The organism is Pirellulaceae bacterium, from assembly GCA_029243025.1.
Taxonomy (GTDB): domain Bacteria; phylum Planctomycetota; class Planctomycetia; order Pirellulales; family Pirellulaceae.
In genome coordinates this window covers 180,867-200,507 of record JAQWSU010000033.1, presented here as the reverse complement: position 1 = coordinate 200,507, position 19,641 = coordinate 180,867, and the positions used below count along the sequence as shown (strand labels likewise).

General features: G+C 52.9%; 12 protein-coding genes. 5 read left to right on the top strand and 7 right to left on the bottom strand.

Going from position 1 to position 19,641, the window contains the following annotated elements; all coding sequences use genetic code 11:
* Window positions 1-31: 31 nt before the first annotated feature.
* Window positions 32-1,657: a TolC family protein gene (locus tag P8N76_16025; protein MDG2383177.1), complete on the bottom strand. Its 1,626-nt coding sequence runs from the start codon at window positions 1,655-1,657 to the stop codon at window positions 32-34.
* 152 nt (window positions 1,658-1,809) lie between these two features.
* On the bottom strand, window positions 1,810-3,603 hold the full coding sequence (locus tag P8N76_16020; protein ID MDG2383176.1) for an L-lactate permease: 1,794 nt from the start codon (window positions 3,601-3,603) through the stop codon (window positions 1,810-1,812).
* Window positions 3,604-3,769: 166 nt separating this feature from the next.
* On the opposite strand from P8N76_16020, the gene P8N76_16015 reads away from it, so the two are divergent.
* Window positions 3,770-4,054: an antibiotic biosynthesis monooxygenase gene (locus P8N76_16015; GenBank protein ID MDG2383175.1), complete on the top strand. Its 285-nt coding sequence runs from the start codon at window positions 3,770-3,772 to the stop codon at window positions 4,052-4,054.
* Here the strand turns inward: P8N76_16015 and P8N76_16010 are convergent.
* Window positions 4,051-5,952, bottom strand: a complete 1,902-nt coding sequence (locus P8N76_16010; protein MDG2383174.1) for a PQQ-dependent sugar dehydrogenase — start codon at window positions 5,950-5,952, stop codon at window positions 4,051-4,053. The two genes, P8N76_16015 and P8N76_16010, sit on opposite strands and share 4 nt — an antisense overlap.
* 900 nt (window positions 5,953-6,852) lie before the next feature.
* Between P8N76_16010 and P8N76_16005 the strand changes: the two genes are divergently transcribed.
* Complete coding sequence (locus P8N76_16005) at window positions 6,853-8,319, top strand: sulfatase (protein MDG2383173.1); 1,467 nt, start codon at window positions 6,853-6,855, stop codon at window positions 8,317-8,319.
* Window positions 8,320-8,406: 87 nt separating this feature from the next.
* Here the strand turns inward: P8N76_16005 and P8N76_16000 are convergent, their stop codons facing one another.
* The 4 genes from P8N76_16000 to P8N76_15985 all read right to left on the bottom strand — a co-directional run bounded on the left by P8N76_16000 (window position 8,407) and on the right by P8N76_15985 (window position 14,985).
* Entirely contained in the window at window positions 8,407-11,022 is a 2,616-nt protein-coding gene (locus P8N76_16000; protein MDG2383172.1) for a hypothetical protein, read from the bottom strand.
* Window positions 11,003-12,064: a TIGR03032 family protein gene (locus P8N76_15995; protein ID MDG2383171.1), complete on the bottom strand. Its 1,062-nt coding sequence runs from the start codon at window positions 12,062-12,064 to the stop codon at window positions 11,003-11,005. Before P8N76_15995 ends, P8N76_16000 begins: the two co-directional genes overlap by 20 nt.
* Before the next feature lie 171 nt (window positions 12,065-12,235).
* The gene (locus tag P8N76_15990) at window positions 12,236-12,820 is read right to left on the bottom strand and encodes a rhomboid family intramembrane serine protease (GenBank protein MDG2383170.1); all 585 of its coding nucleotides are present in this window, start codon (window positions 12,818-12,820) and stop codon (window positions 12,236-12,238) included.
* A gap of 581 nt (window positions 12,821-13,401) precedes the next feature.
* Window positions 13,402-14,985, bottom strand: a complete 1,584-nt coding sequence (locus tag P8N76_15985; protein MDG2383169.1) for a PEP-CTERM sorting domain-containing protein — start codon at window positions 14,983-14,985, stop codon at window positions 13,402-13,404.
* Between the two features lie 249 nt (window positions 14,986-15,234).
* Between P8N76_15985 and P8N76_15980 the strand changes: the two genes are divergently transcribed.
* The 3 genes from P8N76_15980 to P8N76_15970 all read left to right on the top strand — a co-directional run bounded on the left by P8N76_15980 (window position 15,235) and on the right by P8N76_15970 (window position 19,619).
* Entirely contained in the window at window positions 15,235-16,908 is a 1,674-nt protein-coding gene (locus P8N76_15980) for a VCBS repeat-containing protein (GenBank protein ID MDG2383168.1), read from the top strand.
* Window positions 16,909-16,929: 21 nt separating this feature from the next.
* Window positions 16,930-18,669 (top strand): ASPIC/UnbV domain-containing protein, encoded by a 1,740-nt coding sequence (locus P8N76_15975; protein ID MDG2383167.1) that lies wholly within the window; start codon window positions 16,930-16,932, stop codon window positions 18,667-18,669.
* A gap of 269 nt (window positions 18,670-18,938) precedes the next feature.
* Window positions 18,939-19,619, top strand: coding sequence for a hypothetical protein (locus P8N76_15970; GenBank protein MDG2383166.1), 681 nt, complete (start codon window positions 18,939-18,941; stop codon window positions 19,617-19,619).
* Window positions 19,620-19,641: the final 22 nt, after the last annotated feature.

Genomic DNA, 19,641 nt, shown 5'->3' with positions numbered 1-19,641 from the left:
CGAAACCCTTTTACCTGCGGTTTAGCCGGAGTTAGTCGGCGGGATCTGCTTCCGGCGGAACGGGCGGCAAGAGATTGATCTCAGGGGCCTGAGGTTGCTCGGGTGGGGCCTCAATTAACTCGTTGGTGGCAAGGGCGATTTCCGAGAAATTACTCAGGCGTATCTGCCAACCCCCGCCCAACGCTTTGTAGATGGAGATGAGGCTTGTCGCCAAAGATTGACGGGCTCGAGCCAAAGCATCCTGCTCTTCAACCAGAAACGCTTGTAGCGTGAAGATTTGGTTGTAATTTCGGTTGCCCGCCCTGTATTGATCGATCGCAATCTTCAAGGCTTGCTGGTTGGCGGCCACAGCCTCGCTGAGTAATTTGACTCGTTCCTGGTCTTGCAAGAATGACACGATCGCTCGCTCAGCGTCTTCGCTGGCTTTTAGCACCGTTTGTTGATAGTTCAAGGCACGTTGTTGGAAGACCGCATCCTGAAGGAGCACCTGGTTGCGGAGCCTACCGTAGTTTAGCAAGTCCCAGGAAAAACCGGGGGTGATTCCGCCTGCTAAACTTTTGGACGCAAACAGTCTGCTCAGCGTTTCTGAGTTGTAGTTGAGCGATCCGCGGATGGCAAAATGGGGCAGCATCTCGGAAGCTGCTACACCAATTTTAGCACTTTGGGCTGCCACCTCACGCTCGGCTCGGCGGATGTCCGGACGCCGTCTCAATAAATCGGCCGGGATACCAACCGTGACCTGATTGGGTACCCCTGGGATCGGGCCTTCGCCCAGATCAGGCAGTAAATTCTGTGGTGGGATTCCCTGTAGAACGCAAAGGCGAATGATCGCTTTCCGTTCAAGCTTTTTGAATTCTGGGATCAATGATTGTGTGTTGCGTACATTGGTCTTCGCCTGGAAGACGTCGAGCTCATCGGAAGTTCCTGAGTTATACCGAGACTCGGCAATTCCGAGGGAACCCAGTTGAGCCTTGACGTTGGCTTCGGCGAGGCGAATGCGTTCCTGTGCGGCTCGCAATTCAACGTAGGTGGCGGCGGTCTCAGCAAGAAGTGTGACCAAAATATCGTCATATTCTTCAACGGATGCATCGAGACTAGCTTCGGCGGATTCGATCGATCGTCGAAATCGTCCCCAAACGTCGAGTTCCCAAGCAGCATCAAAGCCAGTGGACCAGCGACTGAAGGCGCGGGGAATCATCTTGAGGGGACGATTCGTCAAATCGCTGCGACTGATTTGAACACGACTGTAATCACCAACCGCTTCCTGCTGTTGTGGAAACAACGATCCGACGGTAATGCCGAGTTCAGTACGTGACTCCAAGACGCGGAGGCCTGCTTCCCGCAATGGAATGTTTTGCTGATACGACCGCTCAATCAGTACCGTTAGCCTCGGATCATCAAACACTGCCCACCAATCGTTATTTCGGGGCAATTCTTTGAGCAGTCGTTTGTCGTAACCGTCGATCCAGTCTTCTTCGACGGCGACCGCCGGTTTGCGATAATTGGGGCCAACCTTGAAGCCGTTGTGGACGTAGTCACTCACACTGCCCGTGTAGCGACAGCCGACCGAACAGAGAATGAGCAGTGCTAAGCAGCACAAGGTCGAAGACGTGCTGGTGCGAGGCTGAGACAGATGATGACTGCAACTGCTGTCCATGCTTGAATCTGCGTGGTTAATTTCGAGCCAAACCGACGTCACTTAGTGAATACAGTTCGGCTGGGCCGAGCGAGAAACTGTATCAAATATGACGAACTGTCGTGTTTGGTAAATTTTTCCCGCGAGAGCGCAAAATGCAGTCGCCCGAATTATTAGGTGGCCCGATCTTTTCGTAGTTGCATTGCTGCAAATGCCAGCAGGAGGGTCGCGCCAGCTAAGAATAGGAGGCTGCCCAGGTTGATGATTCCCTTCGTGCCACTCCAGACGATTGCATAGCCGAGGCAGCCCGGCATGATGGCGTAATAGAGAAAGGCTGGGAGGGTCTTTCGAATGACAGAGCCTTCGCGTCCGACTAAGCCAACCACGGCTGATGCGGCTACCACGTTATGAACGCAAATGATGTTTCCTGCTGCTCCGCCAACCGCCTGAAGGGCCACAATCCAGGTGGGATCAACGCCAATCCGTTGGCCAACCCCAAATTGGAACAAGGAAAACATCATATTGCTGATCGTGTTGCTGCCTGCAACAAAGGCGCCAAAGCCACCGATCAGCGGAGCGAAAAAGGGCCATGCCGATCCGGTCAGCGATGCGACGCCCTCGGCCAATACTAGTGGCATTTTATCGTAGCCAGCTCCACCGTTCGCTGAATTGATGAATACTTGAACCATCGGTACCGTGAAAATTAAAGCGACTGAGGCAGCGACGATGGTTCGTCCCGCACGATTCCAAGCCTGTGTATATTGGCGAAGTTGAATGCGGTGAAAGAAAAAAGTTGCCAGCGATACCACAATGAAAATTGTACCCGGTAGGTAGAGCGGACTCACCTCGATGTTGATATCAGTCTGAAGGAGGTGAGGGATCTGGATGAAGCCGAGAGTTTTCAGGATCCCCTTGATGCCCAACGCAGGCAGTCTCGTCAGGACCAACAAGATCGCCACCAGTAAATAAGGCAACCAAGCCAAAAAACCGCTCATTGCGACCTCCTTGTCATCCGACTCTGGTGCCAACGTGCCAATCCATTGTGGCTCCCATTGATCGCGGGGAGCAAAGTCCCAGGTTTGATTTTTCGCTGGCATTAACCAGCCGGCTTTTGCTGCTGAGACAACCACCGCTAGGCCGATGAGGCCACCTAAGATCGACGGAAATTCGGGCCCCAGGCTATAGGCCACAATCACGTAGGGAATGGTCATTGCCAGCGATGCGAAAATCGCAAATGGCCAAACTTGAAGGCCTTCCGCAAAAGACCGTTTTGGTCCGAAAAAACGTGTCATTAACGTCACGACAAACAACGGAATTAACAGACCCGTGATGGCATGCACGGTGGCCACCTTACTGGCGATCATCGCCAGGAAACTCGCTGGCAATTGTCCATCTTGAACCACGTATCCCAGGGACTGTGCGTAGCTGAGCACGTCGGGATCTCCTCCAAGCCCCTTGCCGACGCCTTGTAAAATGGGTGTTCCGAGTGCTCCGAAGGAAACGGGCGTGCTCTGAATAATCATGCCTGAGACTACCGCGGCCATCGGCGGAAAGCCAAGGCCCACTAACAGCGGAACGGCCACGGCTGCGGGAGTGCCGAAACCGGCTGAGCCTTCGATGAACGACCCGAAAAGCCAAGCGACGATGATCACTTGGATCCGGCGGTCGGCGGAAATGTTAAAAAAACCTTGTCGTATGACTTGGAGGCCGCCGCTCACACGAAGGGTTTCCAAGAGCAGGATCGCTCCGAAAATGATGTAAAGTAGTGTGAAAGCGATGACTAGCCCCTTGAGGGAAGCCGCCGTGACCTGAAGCAAGGGCACCTTCCAGATGAACAGTGCCAACAAGAGGGCCGTGGCATAGGACAAAGGCATCGCGCGACTTGCAGGCCAGCGTAGCACGACTAAAAATAATGCCACAACAATAATTGGTAAAAAGGCGAGTAAAGCCAGTATAATTGGGGGCATTTGTCGAGCATTTCAGTAGTGAAAGGTCTTAGCCAAAGCCGATAGTTGGCGAGTAGTATACCAAGGCTCGTTTCTGAATTCACGATCAGATGCCAAACGGATTTTTCGTCATCAAGCTTATCTCGCGCTTCCACGGCAGTACCGCGGGAAAGGAAAGAGAGAAAAGATGATTACGGTTGGAATGAATTACCAAGTGATCCCAGGGAAACAGCAAGATTTTGAAGATAAGTTTGCCGCAGTGATTGATGCTCTCCGAGCTGCAGACGGGCATGCTGAATCGACGCTTTGGAAAGATGTTGCCGGCGACGCATCCTACCTGATCACAAGTGAGTGGACGGACGAAGATGCTTTTAAGGCATTTATTCAGAGTGACGCTTTTCGCGAAGTAACGAATTGGGGGCAGGAGCAGATCTTAGCCGGTCGGCCACAGCACAAAGTGTATAAAAACTAAATCGCGAAATGGCCAAGCCTGTTGTTAGCGATCGGTTTCTTGCGATGCTGCTTTCCTCGGAAACCAAACGCAAGTAAGCTGAAAGCAAGAGTGCCTAACCCGTGAGAGGAAGGCTCAGGGACCGCGCGAACTCCCTGTGCGTAGCCGCCGTTCTGAAATGCTGCGACGATATCGGATGAGTTAAAGTCGCCGTCGCCATTCCAGTCCCCGGCCGACCAACTCGAGTTTTGAGGAATCGAATCTTGATATTGGCCGAATCGGAACGCGATAACGAAGTCCGTCGAGTTCCAGCGACCGTCAAGGTTGGAATCGCCCAGGATCGTTCCCTTGAGATCGCCCAGCCAGATTCGACGATCGGTTTCGTCGAGTTGGCCATCATTCGACAGGTCGAATCGCTTGGCTTGAGAGCCTTCCCGCACTGCTGCCGAAAGAAGATCGATGTCGGCGGCATCCAGGTTTCCATTGCCGTTGAAATCACCAGCAATTGTTGGGGTGGCGTGTAACCTGACGATCACGCCGTCAAAGTTGTCATCCTGTCGAGCGATGCCAAGCACGTAGGCGTTTCCGGACAAGTCTTGATTGACGCTGTGGATGTTGAAGGGAAGACTTGCTTCGGACTCATCGAGCAGCATTCGGTATGCTTGCCCTGAGCCGGGATCGCCGTGAAATAGACCTCCCGAAAAATCAGCAAAAATGATCTGCCCCTGCAAGATGGGGATGGCATCGCCCCGATAGGGTAGCGCGCCGACGATTGCCCGCCCCTCGTCACGGTCGTACTCGAGGACCGGATCAGTCAATCCATGTTGCTGAGCAAAATCGCCTCTCCCATCGCCGTCGAAGTCGTTGTCGACGGCGATGATCTTTGTTGTCCGATCGTAAAGATAACTCCCCTCTTTGGTATTCCAGCCAAAATTACCTCCCGAGACGATTCGTTCAACGCTTTCAATCTGCTCCTCGCCCGTTTCCGAAGCATACATCTGCCCTGTCCGTGTATCGAACTCGATGCGATAAGGATTGCGTAGTCCATAGGCATAAATCTCTGCAAGTGGATTGCCAGTGGCCTCGACAAAAGGGTTGTCTGCTGGGATTCCATATCGACCATTACCGCTGTTGTCTCCGAATGGGTTGATTCGCAAAATCTTTCCGAAGATGTTCGTTAGCAACGCCGAGTTATCAGACATCATCGGTGGTTTGCGACCGGCCACGTTTCCATCTGCGGATGCGATGTAAAGCAGACCTTCGGAATCAAACAGTAAGTCGGCCAAGTTGTGGTGCCAGCCTGGTTGCTGGACTCGCAGCAATTCGCGTTTGCTTGCCGCGCAGGCGGATGCGCAGTGGTCGGATTCGACCGATTCAAGCGTGTATTCATAGATCGCTTCTTGATGGTGATCGCCCGCGACGACCGACTGGACGAAATCTGGAACCCCGGATCCGCTTGTTTCAGGTTCGACCGTGTAAAACTTGCGGTAGCCCTGACTCGTCATGTCGCTGAACCCAGGGTGGAAGGCAATCGTCGTTAGCCCATGGGCACCGCCAAATTCAAAAGCCGGGTTGAAACTTGGACTCTCCGGCGAGTTTAAGTCGAGAAATGCTCTTGGAGCCACCACGCCGCTTTGATCGAGTCGGAACGCGACGCCACCATAATTGGTGACAATTAACGCACCGCTTCCATTTGGGATTTCCGCGAGATCCGTGGGGCCGACTCGCTGAGTGAAAACAGGCGTGATGAATTCCTCTTGAACAGGCATGCCTGTGGTAAAGGAACTCAGGTGAATCGAAACATCGCCTCGAGGTAACGATGCGATCGGGTCTTCTATTTGCGATTTCCCCTGGTGCGGAAAGCCAAGCAGCAGGCTCACGGATATCGTGAATAGAAATACAGGGTCGAGTTTTATCACGATGCGGAGAATCCTGCGTTGAGTGCCACGCGTTTAAAAAACGGTGCATGTCAAATCCCATTAAGATCTATCCAGGCTAACACGAAACGACACACTTCACCATTTTTTTGCGACAGTCCTGGCCGGTTGTCCCAGTTCTGGCAATTGTTGGCAAACGGCAGCACTTCATCGCGTGTCGCGGTGGATTTGGCTCCGACGATTGCGAGATGTAACCTGGTACTTTTTCCGAGTTACCGCCGAGAATGTAACGCGTAACATTTTTACTTGAGTCGTGACCCGTTTTCCGCCCCTTGACTTGCTAACTTCCACCGCGTTCAAAGTAAGAAACCCGATTGGTTTCGTTGGACAGCTTGTTTGACTGACTTAACACTTGCCTGACGAACCTGCTTCCGGGGCGCACTTTACAATGCCGATTTCGCCGTTAATTCAATCATGCCTGGCTTTCGGAAAGAAGCTTCTCGTTTTTTTCCCTGTTGCGTGGCGAAGATGATCATCCGCGGGGGCCTGCTTTCTTGGTACTCCCCTTTTTCGACGTTTCGAAAGCTGGGTGTTTTTGTATCGCTTTTGCCACAGCGACTCATTGGTGAGTTCAACGGCCACGTGTCACGACCCGAAATGAACTTCACTGAATGACGTGAATTCGTTCGCTGTACAGAGTTGTTTGGCAGCTGCAGAGAAGATCGCCATCGTTTCAAAATTTCGTAAAATTGGCTCGAAGCGAGTCACTTGGCAGGCCTGAATCATAAGGGATGTCCGGGAAAGTTACCGAGTCTATTTTCGATGCGAGGTAGCGGATTGGTTGCACGGTGACCGGTTGGCAGGCTACGATTGCGTTTCGCGGATGATTGGGTCGCTCTGGCTTGTTGGTGTTGATGGGATTTGTATGGGGGAGTCTTAAAGATGAAGATGGTCACCTTAGTCGAGCCGGAAAGCAAGCGTTTGACGGTCCACCGCGTCCTGGTGTTGGCATGTTTGCTGTGGATGCCATGGTCCAGCAGTTTGCTCGCCAACGAAGAGAATCCGTTCAATGTGGTGCTTATTCTGGTGGATGATTTGGGTTGGATGGATCTGGGGTGCCAGGGTAGCGACTATTTTCGGACGCCGCACATCGATCGGCTTGCCAGCAGTGGGATGCGATTTACTGATGCTTACGCAGCCTGTGCCGTTTGCAGCCCGACGCGAGCGGCTGTCATGACTGGGCGTTCTCCGGCGCGCCTCGGCGTGACCGATTGGATTCGCGCCAGGTTTCAACGGGGCGGTCGGGGGACACCCGACCGTAATCCGACAGCTTATGTAGGCGGGGAAAATCGGGAATTGCTTTGTCCTCCGAATCCCTTTTGGATGGAGCACGAGGAGATTACCCTTGCAGAATTATTGAAACCACGCGGCTATGCGAGCTGCCATATTGGAAAATGGCATTTAGGTGACCCGGACTGGTATCCCACCCGACAGGGATTCGACTTGAACATTGCTGGCTGTGACATCGGGCAACCGCCCTCCTATTTTGATCCGTATGAACACAAACGTTATAGCTTTGATGGACAGATGAAAGCGCGATCGAAGGGTGAGTACTTGACGCATCGCGAGGCAGATGAAGCGCAAGCGTTTATTCAACAACATCGGGATGTACCCTTTTTTCTCTACTATTGCCCCTACGCCGTGCACACGCCCATCCAAGCCAAGGAATCGGTTGCGGCAAGCTATCGACAGGATGGTAAGTCGGAGCAAAATGCCAAGTATGCGGCGATGGTTCAAAGTGTCGACGATGCTGTCGGTGTGATCCTGGCGGCCTTGGAAGCGACGGGCGTGGCGGATCGCACGTTGGTGATTTTCACATCGGACAATGGTGGGTTAGTCGGGCCGACTGATAATACGCCACTCCGATCTGGAAAGGGCTACGCCTACGAAGGTGGAATACGAGTGCCGCTGCTGGTTCGATGGCCCGGGGTGGTAACCCCCGCTTCTGTATGCCGGCAGCCAGTCACAAGCGTCGATTTATTTCCCACGATTGCCGAAGCAACTCGAGTTGCTTTGCCAGCGGACCGTGATTTCGATGGCATTTCCCTTGTACCCGTACTCGCTTCGGGCGGGAAGAAACACTTGGATCGTGAGTCGCTGTATTGGCACTTTCCGCATTATCGCCATGCACGTGGCCCCTATTCGATTGTTCGTAAGGGGGATTGGAAAATGATCAAATGGTACGAAGGGCCGATAGAACTGTATGACCTATCAAATGACCTCTCCGAGACGAACAACTTAGCAAGCGATCAAGCTGAAACGGTAACGCGTTTGGAAGCCGATCTACAGGCAGAATTGAATCGGGTAGACGCGAAGTTGCCCAGGCCAAATGCTCGTTTCATTCGGTGACCTGATATTTCTTGATCGAGTGTAAACGTGCAGAGTCGAAAAGGGGATCGTTGAAATAGACGACTGGAGAATACAGCCTAAGAGGGGTTAGAGAGGGAAGAGGAAATCGCGAGCGTGCTTGAAGCGGACTCGTTTTTTTTCCTCATCCAAATTATCATCCACTTGGTCCCTGAAGAGTGAATGGTCGATCGATTGTTCTCCCACTTCTATGAACAGCCGGTCAATCACCTGGCCAGTGAAAACTGTGGCCTGAGTTGTTTGAGCTGGTTCTACTGGGGTCGCTTGGTGAAAGTGGACCGGGCGCGGGGCCGATGTCTTTACGGCGTGAATCGGCGTGGCGTGACGCGTGTAATTTCCCTCTTGGAAGGCAAGTAAAAGGTCGGTGGAGTTGAAATCGCCGTCTCCATTCCAATCTCCGTCGGCGAAGGTGGAGTTGCCGGGAATGTCGTCCTCGTATTCGGCGATTTGCAGGACTTGAATCAAGTCGGATGAATTGAAAACACCGTCTCGAGTGGAATCACCGATGGGGGGAGTCAACAATGCCCGTGCATGACCCTGGAAATAGGTGACATAGTTTTCATCTGCGGCCGGTAGAATCGTCCAGCCCGTTCCCAGGTTGACGTTGTCATTAGGGCGCGCGTCAATAATCACTTGATTTGACTCGTCACTCAGTTGCAGCACCGTACGATGATTGAGAGTGAGGGTTGTGGCGACCGTTCCCAGTAAGTCGATTCTTTCAATTCCTGAGATGCGGCTGTTAGGTAATGTCGTCAAGTCGGCTGTGGCAAACGAGAAACGTAACGTGTCGATGCCATTGCCCCCCGATATGCGACGAAAGTTGAGGTCTCCGACGCTGATCGAGTCGTTTCCTTCTCCGGCGTAAATGGAATCTAAACCTCCTTGGCCATGAATCGAGTCGTCTGCTTGGCCAGCGACGATCAGGTCGCTCTGCGGTTCGCCGACGAGGTGATCTGAATTGTTGGTTCCCCGCATGGTGATAGTTTTGAGAAAGTCATCGCCCCAGACGAGATAACTTTCGCCCGCATCCCTTCGTGAATTATCCGGTCCGTCGGCAAAAAATGCGCCGATGATTACTTCGTTGAGTCCGTCGCCGTTGATGTCGCCTGCACCGCTGACATAGCGACCACTCGAATCGCCCGTGTCGACGCCTGACAATACAAGAGCAGAGGAGTCAATGTTTGCGAGGTCAATCGAGTCGGCGGTCCAGTCGGAACCCCCAAACAGAACAAATGTTTGGCCCGTCTTCGGTGGCGAATTCGCGTCACTCGTTGAGTTTTGCGAGCCGATAATGAGGTCGTCAAATCCGTCACCATTGACGTCTCCGCTACCTCGGAGCGATTTTCCGCTGCGGGTTTTTTCCTGGTCACCAAAAATGGTCGTGATCAGCGGCGTGGGGATTTGTAGATCGACGATGCCTGATTCTGGCCACGACGTGCGCCCAAGTAAAAGATAACTTTCACCGGCGATCTGGCGTGAGTTTTCGATCGAATCCGCGGAGTAGGCTCCGATCAACAAATCATCGAGGCCGTCTCCATTGATGTCACCTGCTCGACTGATGGCAGCGCCGTGGTCATCGTAAGTGTCACGTCCCAGGATCGTGATACCGTCTTGTCCAAGCTCTCCGAGACGGACGACTTGGGACTGAGACCAGTCGGTCTTGCCGAAGACAACGTACGCCATACCACGAATAGGCGAATCGGTCGGGGCGGCGTTTGGAGCGCCGATCGCCACATCATCGATACCGTCTCCGTTGATGTCGCCTGCGGCGCTGACAGCCCAGCCTGTCTTGTCAAGCATGGAAATTCCATCGAATAAGACAATCCCATCGGTGTCATCCAACGAAAGGGAGTCGGGCCATGATTTGCGACCAAAGATTAGATTGGCACTACCCGTATTGATCGTAGAATCATCCGCTGAGTCACCATAAGGAGCGCCAATTATGACATCGTCCAAACCGTCTCCGTTGACATCACCAGCCGATGCGACCGAAATCCAACCACTTTTATCAAAACGGGCCCCGCCGTAGATAATCACGCCACTGCTGCCGAGTGAATTGAGTTCGATGGATTGTTCGGAGGCCAAGTCAGCGCGACCAAAAATCAAATAGGTCTCCCCGGTACTCCGTTGCGTGTTGTCCTGGCCATCTGCCGAACCAGCCCCGATAAGCAGATCGTCGAGTCCATCGCCGTTGACGTCTCCCGCGCCGCTGACTACCTTGCCGCTATTGTCTTCCGCATCAATTCCATGAATGGCGACTCCATGCTCGCCAAGTGTGGCCAAGTCAATGGATGGCCTGTCGGCAAAGTCAGCCGATCCAAAAAGCAGGTAACTCGTTCCCGCCTCATTGCTGTTGTCGGTCGCGCCATCAGCGAGTTCTGCGCCAATAATTAGATCGTCGAAGCCGTCTCCGTTGACGTCTCCTACATCACTGACCGAACGTCCGCTGCGATCTTGGGTATTTGCGCCATAGATCGTGATTGCCTGACCGGCAGCATCCGCGAGGCGAATTTCCGCGGGAGCGGTGAGGGGATTGGTGGGATCCAGAGGAACCAGGGACGTGGTAGAGCCGGATAGCAGATGTCGCGCCTCAAGCGTTTCATGCCAGAGTCGATGAACAATGCGGTGGTGTTGTCTCTGTGTGTTCAAAACGACGTTCAAGAACCTATTGGGTTTTTGTTTCATCAATGGAGAGTGTTCGCTGGATTTCGCTGGATTCAAATCCCAGTGCCATCGGCCGGGTAATGCGGGGTAAAGCCACGACATCATGGAGTTCGTTGATCAGCCCTTCGAAACGGAGCCAATGAACGATTTCAAATGTTCGTAAATCAATGATCGAAAGCTGGCACTTGCCGCTTTGTGTCTCCACAGGCATATCGACGAGGGTTGACGAATCATTAGGCTGGGAGGTAGTCACAATGGCAAAGTCTTCGAAAAAACTCAGGCCCCTCAGAAGTCCGGGGCAGTGAGTGAGATTCTCGAAGGTTCCCGTCTCCAACGAAACTCGGCCAAAGTCTGCCGAGCCTGCGTTGAGTAACCATAGTGTGTTGCGATAAAGCCGTGGGGCACAGGGTAAGGATAAGCCGGAAGCCACGGTTTCGTCATTCTGACAGTTAATCACGATGCCGCCGTTGACTCGTTGATCATGCCATCCGCGGGCTGTGTCACTGGCGGCGGCGGCGGTGACAAAAATAGGCCGTCCCTCAGCCGTTGTCATGCCGCTGAGGTGACAACGATCTTCCGCCGCGTACTTGCTGATGAAAGAAGGTTTCCAAAGCGGCGTGAAATTGTGACTTTCGGTAGTAGTGGCCAGGCAGCTAAACAAACGGCTGACAAACAAGATCCGTCCGGCTACATCCGTATCCAGTGCCTGAACGTCTAAATTACCCGTGGTAAAACCCACCTGTGGAACAAATAAGGCGTCGAAGCCCGCATGGTCGCGGCCCTCCTTGAGCACATTTTCGAAACGCCAGATTTGATAAAGCGATGCCATCCAGAGCGTCAATCGAACGCCGTCGTGACGGACGCACAGCCCCGTCGCTCGATCAAAAGTTCGCTCGGTGATGCTCAAGCGGCCGTCAGGCTGGAGTCCGACGAAAAAGAGCTTCCCGAGTTGGCGCGTTGAGAATGCCAGGCTCACGTGATGGTCATGGAGCCAAGAGGTGAAACCCTGAGAGCAAGTATACTTAGCTGCCGGGGTTGTTCGTGATTTCGTGCCGAAAGTCATCGATGTGGTTGGCAGGGATCGGGCCGGGTCAGAACAATCTTTTCATGTTAACAGCTCTTGTGTAATCAGGGAGCAGAATATTGGGACGCGGCAACGCTCCCCCCTTTTTCTAAGGGATGAGCATGTCGTAATGTTCATTGTCCGCAACATTTAAATCCGTTGATACGGATTCTACCGGCCGTGTCGATAGGATTGACCGCCAAGAGTGGGCGAAGACTTGGCCGCCAGCCCCTGCGTAAAGGGTTTCGCGAGGATCGCCCCAAATGCGAAGCCGCCAATATGGGCGCCGTACGCGATACCTGTCTCCGACCCAAAGCTGCTGATGATCTGGAAAACAATCCAGATGCCCACCGCGACGAAGCCAGGAACTTGCGTCACGATACGAACCCTAAAAACGGTGACCCGACGATGAGGATGTAAGACCAGATACGCGCCCATCACGCCGGAAATTGCTCCGGATGCTCCGGATGCTCCGAGGCTTGGAATCATCGAATTCGGTCCCGAGCTGTTCAGGAAAACGTGGCTGAGAGATGCCAGTAATCCGGTGAGCAAATAAAACAGGAGATAACGAAAACGCCCCAGGTCATGCTCGATGTTGTCTCCGAAAATCCAAAGAAACCACATGTTGCCGAGCAGGTGCATCAGTCCACCGTGCATGAACATGGAAGTGAATAGGGTCAAGTAAACCGGGATAGGAGTGGTGCCGAGACCTGGCACCGTGACCGTCTGGAGACCGGTCGGGGTCTCCACTTCCATCTGCCGTGGTGCCGTGGTGCCGTGGTGACATCCTGGCCGGATAGGATCTCAGCCGGCACGGTGGAAAACTTATAGGTGAACTCGCTATTGCTACCGCCTCCCTGCAAAACAAAAAAGACGATCGCATTTGCCGCAATTAAAGCAATATTTACCACAGGAGGTGACGTGCGATCGGAGTTGTCATCGGCGATAGGGAATACCATTCCACAGTCTCCTCAAGGAGTAATGTCGCGGTTTGCCCATGGCGGGCGAATTGTTTGCCAACACAAATGGCGAGAATGTGGTCCGGAATCTGAGCGGAAATAACGTCATCGAAGTGTGTTTTTACCGCGTGGGTGATGTGCGTGAGGGAGTAGGTCGCGAGAGGACCTCGAATCTCCGCGCCTCGATTGGACTCGCTCGTGTTCGGCCTCGGTTGGGTGGAACGTCGCAGAGGGCAAATAGTCGTCCTCAGCGATCAGAGACACTGATGCGATCAGAGTCAAAGTGGAGGGGCAAGATTGCGATAAACCTGCCGCCGAAGGCGGCAGGCAATCGTGCGTTCTGGGGAATTCTTGTTCGTAGGACGAACTCGAATTGCTCTAACGCCGTGTGCGGAGAATGAACGACATGGCTACTGCGATTAGCATCAGTAAACTGCTGCTGGGTTCTGGTACGGCGGCAGGTGCACGTGGCCCGATTTCAAAGCCACCCCCCTGGAAAGCAGTCACGAAGTCACTACTGTTGAAATCACCGTCGCCATTCCAGTCACCATCGGCCCAGGTTGCGTTGAAAGGTGCATCGTCTTCGTACTTGCCGCGTTGGAAGACGTAGACAAAGTCGGTTGAATTGAATTCGCCATCCAGATTGGAATCGCCAAAATAGGTGTTTTTCAGTTGTTCCACCCAAATGACGCGGTCGTCGTCGTTGACAAGGTTATCAGCATTAAGGTCGAATTCGATCAGATTCGTGCCAACTCGACTCTCTTCGCTGAGTAAATCAATGTCAAAGGCGGTTAGCAATCCGTCACCGTCAAAGTCGCCTTCGACTGTTACGGTTGCCGAAGCAACACTGACGTTGTCAATGATCAATGTTGAGTCACCGCCAGATTCGGGAAATGTCGAGACTAAGATTTCCAGCGAGTCGCTTTCGGCGATAAAAGACATTTCGAAGTTGTACCAAGGATTGTCGTCACCGACCGGCTCAACAAAGCCATCTTCATTAAACTCGCTGACGATATCGCCGTCGATGAATAATTCTGCGACTGGGGTGTCTCCGCAGCAGTTTCTTGCGTTGTAATCGAGGCTCAGTGTGTACTCTTCGCCAATGGTCAATCCTTCAACGAATTGAGTCAGACTTGCTGATCCCTGGAGAAAAGCGACGGCCGTTTCGTTGTCGCCGTTGTCGCGAAAAGGTGCACTGTTGTCAGCACCACCAAGGTATCCGGGCCACACGACGAACTCCTCGGCATTCGATTCGAAATCGCCGTTGAGGATCAAGTCGGTCGCGTCACCGGCGGCGACTAATTTTACGTTGTCGAGCAAGAGAGTTGCGTCTCCGCCTCCGGCGGACTCACTTGTGAAGTCAAGCGTCAGATCGGAGGAATCCGCGGTGAAATTCAACTCCGCCGAGTACCAAGGCTCAATACCACCGACAGGAAAAATTTCGTCCGTAAAGTCGTCGACGTCGAATTCCGTGCCATTCAGCATCACGCCGCCGATCGGAAAGTCTCCACAGCAATCACGGGAGTTGTATTCCCAGGTTAAGGTGTATTCCGTTCCGATCTGTAAGCCAGAGATTTCCTGGCCAAGCCGAGCAAGTCCTTGCATGAGGGCGACAGGCGTATCATTCTCGCCGTTGTCTTGAAACGGCGCTTCGCCATTCTCGATCGGGTTGATGCCAAGGCCGCCATCGCCATTCCAGTCCGCAATCATTTCGGGGTTTTGCGGTGAGAAGATGGGGTTAATACCTCGTCCGCCGGTGCCTACCCACTCGGGGATCTCATCAGGATTGACGTCACCTTGATCGTTAGTTCCGCCAACATAACCAGGCCACACGATGAACTCTTCGACATCCGTCTCAAAGTCGCCATTGATCACGAATTCCTCTGCCTGATTGATGTTGGGTAGAGCGAGGAAAGCAAAGGCGAGAGAGCATATCAGTGTGTCAAGTCGTGAGAATTTCATCGATTCGATCCGTAATGAAAATGATGAGTTAGTTTGCCGTACTCAATTCCGATAATCGCAAGTTGCCTATTTCGTGCGGATATCTCAAGTTTCAGAGTTTAAGCTAGATGCCGTCGTTTGCCTATTGTAATCGGAAGAAAATGGCCGTTTCGCCGAAGCGATGAAGAAATATAATCGGGGAAGGAAACCAGCCTGTTCTGAGCCGAGATCGAGATGATGAGAATCCGTGCGAGGAAATATTGTTGCTTGATGAGTCTCATCGGTGTCATGTTTGGAAGTCTTGACAGCGGCTGGGCTGTTGAACAATGGCCATCAGAAAAGCTGAGTGAGAAGGCTCATGCTCAACTCGAACAATTGGCACAGGAGATTGTTAACACTGAGGAGAAAAATGAGCAGTCGCTTCTGAATCGCTCAGGGGGCAGCCTGTTTTTGCCTCAGCGAAGCAACGCTGATCGATTAAGGACGGTTGATCCGTTCATCATTAGGTGGTTTACAGACACGCCCAAGCAACCGTCGCCTCTGTCGGATCTTACCGTGCGCTTGGGGCGGCTTTGGCCCCAAGCGCAAGCAAGCGATTGTAAATTTAAGATCGTACGTGTCCGTCTCCAAGATGATCGACTTGAGACGGTTGCCCGCGTGGCGATCTCAGGGGCAGGGCCCCGGGGCCGGTTCGAATGCTTGTCCCGTTGGGCGATCGACTGGCGAGAGGCAGCAGATGAGCAGTTGTCGGTGGAACGCATTTCGATTTCGGAACTTGTGCTCGTTGAGCTGAAGATAGCCAGTGGGAAATCGTTGCTGAATGACCAGACCCAAAAGCTCTTCGCGAAAACGCCCGTGTTCCGACAACAGTTGGCACTCGGACAACCCTATTGGCTTCGTCGGATTGAGTCGATGCACGGCATTTTGAATGTGGGGCAAAACGGTCTGTCCGTCGCGGATGTGAACGGCGACGGACGAGATGATCTTTACGTATGTCAGCCTGGAGGCCTGCCAAATCGCCTCTTTTTGCAAAACTCCCAGGGAATCCTCGAGGATGCTTCTGCACGCTTCGGAGTTGATCTACTCGATAACACGCATAGCAGTTTGTGGCTTGATCTTGATAACGACGGAGATCAGGACCTCGTACTTTCCACCGTTGCGGCGTTGCTCATTTTTGAAAATGAAAACAACAGCACTTGCGTCCTGAAAAAATCGTGGGCTGAGGTTCCCGATGCCTACAGTCTCGCTGCAGCGGATTATGATCAAGATGGCCGGTTAGATTTATTTGCATGTGCCTATTTTCCATCGGGTGCCGATGTTCAATCTTTACCGGTGCCAATCCCCTATTTTGATGCCAAGAATGGTGGTCGCAATCGATTGCTGCGAAATCTGGGAGAGTGGCAGTTCGAGGATGTTACCCGCGCAGTGGGCCTGGAGAGCGACAACCATCGTTTTAGCTATGCAGCGATTTGGGTCGATACGGATAAAGATGGTCGAGAGGATCTTTATGTGGCTAATGATTTTGGGCCAGATAATCTCTATCTCAATGTTGGGGGGCGCTTTGAGGAGCGAAGCGACGCGGCCGGATTAGTACACGGTGCGTTTGGAATGTCTGCCTCGGTCGCAGACTTTGATCGGGATGGAAAGGACGACATCTACGTTGGAAATATGTATTCGTCCGCGGGGAACCGAGTCACGCGTCAAAGTCGCTTTCGGCCCGAGGCAAATTCGACGCAACGTATGCGATTTCAGCGGTTGGCAGCGGGCAACAGCCTGTTTCGAAATCAGGGGAATGGACGCTTTGAGGAAATTGCCACGGACGCTGGTGTCGCGATGGGACGTTGGAGCTGGAGTTCCAACTTCATGGACCTCAATAACGACGGCTGGGAAGATCTGTTAGTCACCAACGGTTACATCACAGGGGAGGATCCGGGAGATTTGTGAAGCCTGTTTTGGCGACAGGTCGTGTCGCAGTCTCCCACAGACGGCAGTCTCGGGCAGGAAACGGGTGGGGCAAATGCCGTCTATCGACGCGAGTTAAAAAAGCTGGATCAGTTGATCAATAGCGGGGGATCATTAAGCGGTAACGAACGAAATTGCGCCTTCTTGAATGTTCCTGGTCCCAACAACGGACGCCAATTTGCCACGGTCTCAAAGCTAACCGGATTTGATTTTTCAGATGATGGACGTGGTTTGGCGATGACAGATTGGGATGACGACGGTGACCTGGACGTTTTTGCGATGAATCGTACCGCACCTCGCATCCGCTATCTAAGTAACGATCAGGTTACGGGTAACCGTTCCTTATCTCTGACTCTGGTGGGGCAGGATTGTAACCGAGATGCGATCGGCGCACGTGTCGTTGTACAACTCCCCGCACAAAGCACACCCAATCAGATTGATAAGGTTCTTCGAGCGGGTGAGGGGTTCCTTTCCCAATCGTCAAAACGACTCGTGCTGGGCTTGGGAGCCGCCGAAAAGATTGAAAGCGTTGCTGTCCATTGGCCGGGAGGACGGGTTGAATACTTTCTTGGGTGCGAACCGAATGGGAAGTATCTCTGTCAACAAGGGACGGGTGTTGCGCGGCCTCTGGTAAGGAATCAGTTCAAGATGCAGGCGAATGAAGTGCACCCGCTGGACCTTCCTGAACCGACAGAAGTGGCCCAGATCTTGCTTGCCAGTCGTCTGCCCGTGCCACGTTTGTCCTACTTCTCGCTCGATGGTAAGCGTTTGAATCTTAAGCATAGCCAGACGCCGTTACTCGTCAATTTTTGGGCGACTTGGTGTGCACCCTGCGTAAACGAACTCGTCGAATTGACCGAGTTTAAGACTCGGACGCGGCTACCGCTCAACGTGCTTGCGCTGGCTGTGGAAGGTCCCGACATTTCGGTGGAGGAGTCCTCACGACGCGTGAAGAGTCTCAAGCAGGCAGTGGAACCATTAAGCGATTCTGTGATCTTGGGTGTCGCTGCGGAAACGATGGTAAACCGATTGCAGTTTTTGGATGAAACTCTGTTTGCACAAAAACGCCAACTTGTGATCCCGACTAGTTTTCTCATCGATGCGGAAGGCCGTTTGGCCGCGATCTATCGGGGAGCTATTGATTTTAATTTGCTCGAACGCCATCTGCGCCAATTAGGCTTGGACGGAAAAGATCGGTATGAGGCCGCGCTGCCGTTTCCCGGTCGATGGTTTCGTGCACGAACACTCAATGCACCGATTCGGCTTGCTGGACTGATGCTGAAGCAGGGGGAACTCGTCGATGCAGCCCACTATGTAACTGCGAATCAAGCTGTGTTGGCAACGCAGCCAGGCTTCGTCACTTTGACCAGTCAATTAGCGAGTCGGTTGTCTCAGGAAGGGAAACGCACCGAATTTGTGGTACCCCTTTACCGTGCCGCTTTGTCACGTGAGCCGGATAACCTTGCGGTGAAGAACAATCTGGCCTGGCAATTGGCAACCAAGCCCGGTGGATCGAAGCAGAGCCACAGTGAAGCCGTAGAGCTGGCGTTAGCCGCAGCAGAACAGACGAGTTATCAATCATTGCCCGTGCTTGACACGCTCGTGACTGCTCAGCTGGCGGCAGGGCGAAAGGCAGATGCTGTCAAAACCGTTCGACGGGCCTACGTGCTCGCCGTCAAGCAAAGGGACCGAAAGTCGGCTGCGAAATGGAAGCAGGCCCTGCAGACAATTCAAAGTCAATGAATGAGGGACGGCTCTGTTAAGAAAGGTTGACTACGCGGGATCAGGGAGAAGCCAGAATTAAATCTTATTTTTCTTGATGAACCAACCTGAGTCTTTTATAATCAGCTCGACAGCAAATTGTTTGTGTTTTATTCCTTGTAAAAATTGGGGCCGCTGCTGATCGAAGCTACATCATTGGACGTTGTCCGAGAGACGCTATTTGTTAGCGTTTCTCGAACAACGTTTTTTTTTTGATCAGCTTCGTTCGATTGCCCCGGGAGATTCCCTCGATGAAACTCATTTTTCAGATGTTCAGGATGGCTCTTGTGTCCGCTATTTTGGTGGCGATGTCGCTTTCATTGTCCGCCGCCCCGATGGTGGTTAATGGTGATTTTGAATCGGAAACAGAAGGTTTCGCCGTCTGGCCCGGTTATGTTGGCGGAGACAATCCGGCCCAGATCCATGGTTGGGTAGGTACCGGCGGCAATGGCATTAACCCAATCTCCAGCGATCACGAAAGTCCGGCGCCGTTCCGAGATAACGGAGGAAACGATACTCACGTGGCATTCTTGCAGGGAGCATCCACGCTCGAGCAGACAGTAAGCGGGTTTGTCGTAGGACAGGATTACATAGTGACTGCCCAATTCAATTCCCGAAATTGCTGCGGTGATTTTCCGATTGCGGAGGTCTACTTCAACGATGAGTTGGCGGGTTCTTCAGTCGATCTATTTCCGCCCCCCGGTGTGGTTCCACCGGTTGGCGATGAAAATCCTTGGTATACGGTGAACATCGCGCTTACCGCAGAGACCACGGATGTTGATTTTCGAGTCCAGGCGGCCGCAGGTGCGGGTGGGGACGCGACGTTGTTGCTCGATAATGTTTCTATCTCGATCGTTCCCGAACCGTGTTCGACATCATTGATCGCAATTGGTTTGCTCGGTCTCGTCTCACTGGCCCGACGACGGTCATAGTTGATTCGGCGCTAAGAATAAA

Excerpts from the sequence above, each read along its gene's own strand:
- P8N76_16025 (MDG2383177.1), bottom strand. The coding sequence starts at position 1,657 with ATGGACAGCAGTTGCAGTCATCATCTGTCTCAGCCTCGCACCAGCACG.
- P8N76_16020 (MDG2383176.1), bottom strand. The coding sequence starts at position 3,603 with ATGCCCCCAATTATACTGGCTTTACTCGCCTTTTTACCAATTATTGTT.
- P8N76_16015 (MDG2383175.1), top strand. The coding sequence starts at position 3,770 with ATGATTACGGTTGGAATGAATTACCAAGTGATCCCAGGGAAACAGCAA.
- P8N76_16005 (MDG2383173.1), top strand. The coding sequence starts at position 6,853 with ATGAAGATGGTCACCTTAGTCGAGCCGGAAAGCAAGCGTTTGACGGTC.
- P8N76_16000 (MDG2383172.1), bottom strand. The coding sequence starts at position 11,022 with ATGAAACAAAAACCCAATAGGTTCTTGAACGTCGTTTTGAACACACAG.
- P8N76_15995 (MDG2383171.1), bottom strand. The coding sequence starts at position 12,064 with ATGACTTTCGGCACGAAATCACGAACAACCCCGGCAGCTAAGTATACT.
- P8N76_15990 (MDG2383170.1), bottom strand. The coding sequence starts at position 12,820 with ATGGAAGTGGAGACCCCGACCGGTCTCCAGACGGTCACGGTGCCAGGT.
- P8N76_15985 (MDG2383169.1), bottom strand. The coding sequence starts at position 14,985 with ATGAAATTCTCACGACTTGACACACTGATATGCTCTCTCGCCTTTGCT.
- P8N76_15980 (MDG2383168.1), top strand. The coding sequence starts at position 15,235 with ATGAGTCTCATCGGTGTCATGTTTGGAAGTCTTGACAGCGGCTGGGCT.
- P8N76_15970 (MDG2383166.1), top strand. The coding sequence starts at position 18,939 with ATGAAACTCATTTTTCAGATGTTCAGGATGGCTCTTGTGTCCGCTATT.